The organism is Microcoleus sp. Pol12B4, assembly GCF_036701385.1.
GTDB lineage: Bacteria > Cyanobacteriota > Cyanobacteriia > Cyanobacteriales > Microcoleaceae > Microcoleus.
This window is the reverse complement of the sequence record NZ_JAUBQR010000310.1, coordinates 1-6,110: the sequence shown is the minus strand read 5'-3', so window position 1 is coordinate 6,110 and position 6,110 is coordinate 1. Positions and strand designations below refer to the sequence as shown.

The 6,110-nt window shown below is 47.6% G+C and carries 3 protein-coding genes and 1 pseudogene; 2 read left to right on the top strand and 2 right to left on the bottom strand.

Annotated elements, in window-relative coordinates; translation table 11 throughout:
• Positions 1–2,079 (top strand): annotated as a pseudogene (locus QUA38_RS26965) (hypothetical protein); the annotation flags it as partial.
• A 104-nt stretch (positions 2,080–2,183) separates the two neighbouring features.
• On the top strand, positions 2,184–5,057 hold the full coding sequence (locus QUA38_RS26960; protein ID WP_333167318.1) for a zinc-dependent metalloprotease: 2,874 nt from the start codon (positions 2,184–2,186) through the stop codon (positions 5,055–5,057).
• A 329-nt stretch (positions 5,058–5,386) separates the two neighbouring features.
• Here the strand turns inward: QUA38_RS26960 and QUA38_RS26955 are convergent, their stop codons facing one another.
• The gene (locus tag QUA38_RS26955) at positions 5,387–5,665 is read right to left on the bottom strand and encodes a Photosystem I reaction center subunit PsaK (protein WP_333167316.1); all 279 of its coding nucleotides are present in this window, start codon (positions 5,663–5,665) and stop codon (positions 5,387–5,389) included.
• Positions 5,666–5,963: 298 nt separating this feature from the next.
• Positions 5,964–6,107, bottom strand: a complete 144-nt coding sequence (locus QUA38_RS26950; protein WP_445305112.1) for a chlorophyll a/b-binding protein — start codon at positions 6,105–6,107, stop codon at positions 5,964–5,966.
• Between the last annotated feature and the right edge of the window lie 3 nt (positions 6,108–6,110).

The window sequence follows — 6,110 nt, the reverse complement described above, 5'->3', positions numbered from 1 at the left end:
AACGCTAGAACGCTGGCAGTCGAGGGCGACCAATTGGCTCTGACTTTTTTATTGAACAGGTTGCTCAACCCCAATCTTAGACGCAAGCTGGAAACAGGGGGGATTCGGGCTGTCGTACTGCAAAAAGCCAACGTGCTGCACGTCATGACTGAAGCTCTGACTTGCCCTTCTCAGTCGAAGGTCGGGCCGCCGGTGGCTAAATTCTTGCGGCAGTTACAAATTCCGGGAGTGGCAGGGGTGCGAGTCTACGGACGCCGCGCGGGCCAGAAACTTCCCCTGTGGCGCTACGCAATCGACCTCAGAACGGCTGTTGACGAGGAATCAGCGACGACACCCGCACCAGTTCCCTCCCAAGTGGCTGTGTTGGAAAAGGAACCGGTGCCGGAGTTTGCACCGGCGGAGGATGGGAGTTTTTCGGGCTTGGGCGACAATTTGGTGTTCGATGCTCCGATGCCCAATTCCTGGCGGCCGCGTTTCAAAATCAGACTCCCCGGATACAATCTGGGCGAGAAATTAGTTCAAGCTGCGGTGCAACCGCTTGTAGCTTCGGGTTTGTTTGTTCCCAACGATGGTTTGTCAACGAATGCTGCTGCGCCGGGGGGCGTCAGAGCCGATCGCGCAGTGGGAATTGCCTTGATTTGGGCGATCGCCGGCTGTCTGCTGACTTTCAATACCGATTGGCTCCTGGGTCTATTTCTGCAATCTGCGACGGTTAGTCAAGCTCCTAGCGCTTCCGAAGTTTGCAGCGGCCCAAATTGTCAAAACTCAGCTCCCAAGGCTTCGGGCGACGTTACAGCCCGACTTCCGAATGAAACCGCTAACCCCGTTCCCCCTTCTGGGGAGCTGAATTTGCCTCAAATTCCGTTGCAACCGTCGCCGGAAGCGAACCAGCAAGAGGCTTTCAATGGCTCTGGGTTTACGAAGCCGGGAAATACTAGCGTTCCTGTAGCTGATGTTTCTGCTCCTACGGTATTCCCGACTTTAAGAAGCGAGCAGCTTGACGATCAGATAGCGCGCTATCAAGAGTACATTCACCTGCACAAAAAACCACCAGATATTTTAATTGTCGGTAGTTCGAGGGCGCTGCGGGGGATCGACCCGGCGGTTTTGGAAACCGCTTTGGCCGCTTCGGGCTACCCGGGGCTGAGGGCTTACAATTTTGGAGTTAATGGAGCTACTCTCCAGGTTGTAGATTCCCTCATCCGCCGGATTTTGCCGCCGCAACAACTGCCGAAATTGCTGGTGTTGGCTGACGGGGCAAGGGCTCTCAACAGCGGGCGGCCGGATTTGACTTTTAGTGCGATCGCTTCTTCGGAAGGTTACAGGCAATTGAGCCGGGGTAGTTTTCTGATCCGCACCAATCAATTAGAATCCGAAACATCGAAGGAAAGCGCCAACAATCCGGTGGTGACTGCCACTCAATTGGTGAACAATTTGGGACAAGCTCAAGCTAATGTTCAGCAAGTGGTGAGTCAAAAGTTGGTGGAGGGTTCTGCAACTTACAAAAAGCGCGATCGACTTAAAGGGTTTTTGCGATCAATAGTTAATCCCTCAGCCCCTGTTGCAACCGACAGCCCCCACACCGCAGCCCTGGGTGAACAAACAACTGAAAACGTTCAGCCCACTGCTGTGAGTAAACCAGTCAGCGAGTATCAACCAAATGGCTTTTTGCCGATCGATATACGCTTCAATCCGGAAACTTACTTTCAGAAGCACCCGAAAGTATCTGGTTATTACGACTCCGACTATCAAAATTTTAAATTGATAGGCGAACAAGCTCTAGCACTCAAAAATCTGATCGAATTTACCAAGGTTCGCAACATCAATCTCGTGTTTGTGAATATGCCTCTGACTGAAGATTATTTAGACCCGGTGCGGACAGGTTACGAACAAGAATTCCGGCAATATATGCAAGAATTAGCAGCCCAAAGCGGACTAATTTTCCTAGATAAGAGTTTATTGTGGCCGCAGGCGCGGGAATCTTTTTCTGACCCCAGCCACCTCAACCGTTACGGTGCTATTGCAGTTTCTAAACGGTTGGCTCAAGATCCCATGATTCCCTGGCCCGCGAAACAGTAGTTTTGACTTTTGAGTTTTGAGTTATTTTAGAAGTTAAAGAAGCCCAGCTTTGCGAGTGGGGCGGCTCTTTCAAAACTATTCTTTCCGGCTGCTGGATACTGAAAATGAAAAGATTGATATTTCCTGAAACTAGCAAAAATCAACAGATAAAAAGTCCCAGAAAAAATTGGTCTTTGATATTTTTTATATTATCTTTAGCATTTTTCTGCTTCAGTTTGTATAAAGGTTTCTTTTTACCTTTAGCTTTATCCTCTGGGCCGCCCAGTAACGAACAAAGTAGCGAACAGCCAACTCTGGCACCTTTTGAACAGGTGGTTAAAGACGCACAAAAGTTAGAGGGATTATTTACCCTTTACCGCAATCCAGCCACTGATAAAGTATATCTGGAAATTAAACCGGAACAACTCAACAAAAAGTTTCTGTGCTTTGTGACATTAGCATCGGGTTTGGGGGAAGCGGGTATTTTGAGCGGAATGCCAATCGGCGATTTCTTGTTTCAACTGCGGCGCGTCCAAAATAACGTGCAGTTTGTGATACCAAATGTAAATTTTCGCACCAGGCCGGGCGACCCGCAAGCAGGTTCGGTAGAACGGGGATTTAGCGAGTCGATTCTCTATTCTTTGCCACTCAAAAGCATTCATTCGCAAAGACAAACTCTGCTGATCGATTTAGGCGATTTGCTGATGAGCGAAAAGCGGGATTTACCAGGGGTAAAAGCGATTCTGCCGATGATTTTGGGCGCTTCTTACTCGATCGATGAAGACAAGTCTTATTTTAAAGATGTTAAAGCGTTTCCGCTGAATGTAGAAATTGCTTCTATTTACGGTTTTTCTAGCGATAATGACAGTGAACTTAACTATTTACCTTCGATTCCTGACAGTCGGGCTTTTAACCTCCGCATTCACTACAGTTTTTCGGAAGTGCCCCTAAATAACGGCTACCGCCCCAGACTGGCGGACGAGCGAGTGGGCTATTTTCTTACAGCATATAAGGACTTTTCTGACAAGAGGAGCCGTGAGCCTTTTGTGCGCTATATTAATCGCTGGCATTTGCAAAAGCAAATCCCGACAGCGCCGATGTCGCCGCCGGTACAGCCGATCGTCTTTTGGATTGAAAATAATGTGCCTCCCGAATACCGAAATGCAATTCGCGAGGGAGTCTTGGAGTGGAACAAAGCTTTTGAAAAGGCAGGTTTTAGTGAGGCAATTCAGGTTAAACAAATGCCGGACAATGCTAAATGGGACCCGGCTGACGTTCGCTACAATACTATTCGCTGGTCGAGTTCTTTTGAGCCTCAGTTTGCAGGCATCGGGCCGTCTCGCACTAACCCGCTGACTGGGGAAATTTTGGATGCTGACATTCTTTTGGATGCTAATGTTGTCCGGGAAATCAAACAGGGCTATGGGTCTTTGGTGGAACAAAATCGCTCGCTATCTAAGAGTTTTCAAGGGCGAAACGGTTCTAATACCAATCCCTGTCAGTTTGGGATGTATTCTCGCTATTTGAAGGTGCTAGAAAATGGCGATTTAGGAAAAAGCAGCGGGGAAAATGGTCAAGGTGGAATTGCTGATGATTTGCCGACTTTGGTAGAAAGATACCAAGAGCAACAGCGATCGCCTTTATCGCGGTTGATGTCGAGTTCGGATATGTGTTTTGGGTTGGAATCGAGCCGGCAGTTTGCGATCGGGGCAATGTCGATGGATCTGTTGGAAAATGCAGCGCCTAGCAGTGGGACGATTGACAATTATGTGAAGGAATATATCAGATATTTGACGGCGCACGAAGTCGGTCACACTCTTGGTTTGAGGCACAATTTTCACGGGAGTACGATGCTGCAACCGGAGGATTTGAACAATACTCAGGTAACTCGCACGCAAGGTATGATTGCGTCGGTGATGGATTATGTGCCGATTAATTTGGCACCGCAGGGAACTGTGCAGGGCGACTATTTTCCAACGATTGTAGGGCCTTACGACGATTGGGCGATCGAGTATGGTTACAAGGTGATTGGCGGCGCAAACCCGAACAGCGACTTACCAGCGCTGCAACAAATTGCCAGCCGCGCTGCGGAACAGCAATTAGCTTACGCGCCGGATGAGGATTCTGTTGATATTCTCGATCCCGCTGCGAATACCTTTGATCTCAGCGCCAATATGCTGAGGTATTCGCAATGGCAATTGGATAATGCTAGGGCGATGTGGAAGCGTTTAGAAAAGCGAATTCCGGTTGGGGAAGACGGTTATAACGAACTGCGGGTGATGTTTGATTCGGTGTTCGGGTATTATGTTCAGCAGGTGATGAATGCGACTTTGTATGTGGGGGGACAGTCGTTTAATCGGATTCGCCCTGGAGATAGTAATGCGAAGTTGCCGTTTGTGCCGATCGAACTTTCTCAGCAGCGAGAAGCTTTGGCAACATTAGAGAAGTACGTTTTTGCCCCGGATGCGTTTAGTTTTGCCCCGGAATTGCTCAACAAATTGGCGCCTTCGCGCTGGGAACACTGGGGAAGCCCGGCTTTGGTGTTTCCTCTAGATTACCCGATCGGCGATCGAATTACTTTTTTGCAGCGGTTTGTGTTGCGGGTTTTGCTATCTCCGATGCGCTTGGCGAGGCTGCGGGATGCGGAGTTAAAATCAGCGCCAGAAACTGCTTTGAGGTTGCCGGAAGTGTTGGATACTGTGCAAAAGGATATCTGGAAAGAGGTTTTGCAGCCGGAAAAGAAGATGCAAATTTCAACTTTTCGGCGTTCTTTGCAGCGGGAACATTTGGCGATTTTGATCGGAATGGTGCTGCGAAAAACCAGTATTCCAGAGGATGCGCGGAGTTTGGCTTGGTACGAGTTGCGGCAGTTGCGGGAGGGTTTGAGCAAGAGTATTCGGAATTTGGATCGGAATGCGGATGCTTATACGCGGGCTCATTTGGAGGAAACGCGCGATCGTATTTCTAAGGTTTTGAATTCGCAAATTCAGTCGAATTAATCTGTTGCTGAATACAGGTAGGAATTGAGATTTCCCAATTGCTATAAGCTTGCTTGACGGTGAGTTTTGTAATTTCCGATAAAAGTTAATTCATACCCTGATTAAGCAACGCCTTAATCAGGGTATGAAAAAAATAAGTTGAAAATCCCCAACCTTTGTGGATAATGGTTTATATGACTTGCATATTTAGCCTTTCATACCGTAAATCAGCCAAGCAAAATAAAATTAGGGGTGAGTGCTTTTTACTTACCTCTACCATTTTTTTGGCACTTTTTAACCTACTAAAAATTGGAGCAATACAATACCACAAAAAAGCGACGCAATTTCGCCTAAAAATACTTGTCGATGTTGAGGGTCAAAATCATGAAGGCTCCGAGCAAATGACCTGCGCTCAGGCAAGCCAGAAATGCCGGTACGCTAACGTTGTTGAACAAAGAGGGGAAAGGTAAAGGCATTTTCGGCCCGACATGGGGATGCCAAATTCGGCGGCTGAGAACTAGCAATGCTAAGATATTGCAAACAAACATCACTATTGGTTTTTGCCAATTTCCTGATGCTGTGTCAGCCAGTGTCGATTCTACTACTGCAAGTAAATTTGAGTTAATCATCGTGGATGCTCCTATTTTTCATAAATTATCAGAAATGCTCGATGAGATTTCTTGCCAAAAATATAGCAGGGGCGAGCGCCTTTACGCAATAAATATCTGTTGCTATTAATATTCACCGCGCCAGCGACAGCGCCCCCACCCATAATCATCGAATCACAGCAAGAAGTCTTTTAATGCCATTCAAAAGTAACGAAAGATACAAAGGGACACAACCATACTCGCTGCCATTTGTAACTTTTAGCCTGTCTGGCAGTGGCGGCATTTACTCACGCTGCCAGACAGGAAAGATACCTACTCATTAATTAGCAATGTAGGTAGGCAGAAAGTGAAGTATGTCACGCAGAACGCTAAATCCAGCAGCATCCCAGAGCAAATAAGCTAAGAAACCGATCATCGCTAAGCGACCGTTCCAAAGTTCTGCTTGCGGGTTGAAGCCAAACAAAAA

What these genes read in the sequence shown, in the direction of transcription:
- QUA38_RS26960 (WP_333167318.1), top strand. Translation starts at nt 2,184, where the DNA reads ATGAAAAGATTGATATTTCCTGAAACTAGCAAAAATCAACAGATAAAA.
- QUA38_RS26955 (WP_333167316.1), bottom strand. Translation starts at nt 5,665, where the DNA reads ATGATTAACTCAAATTTACTTGCAGTAGTAGAATCGACACTGGCTGAC.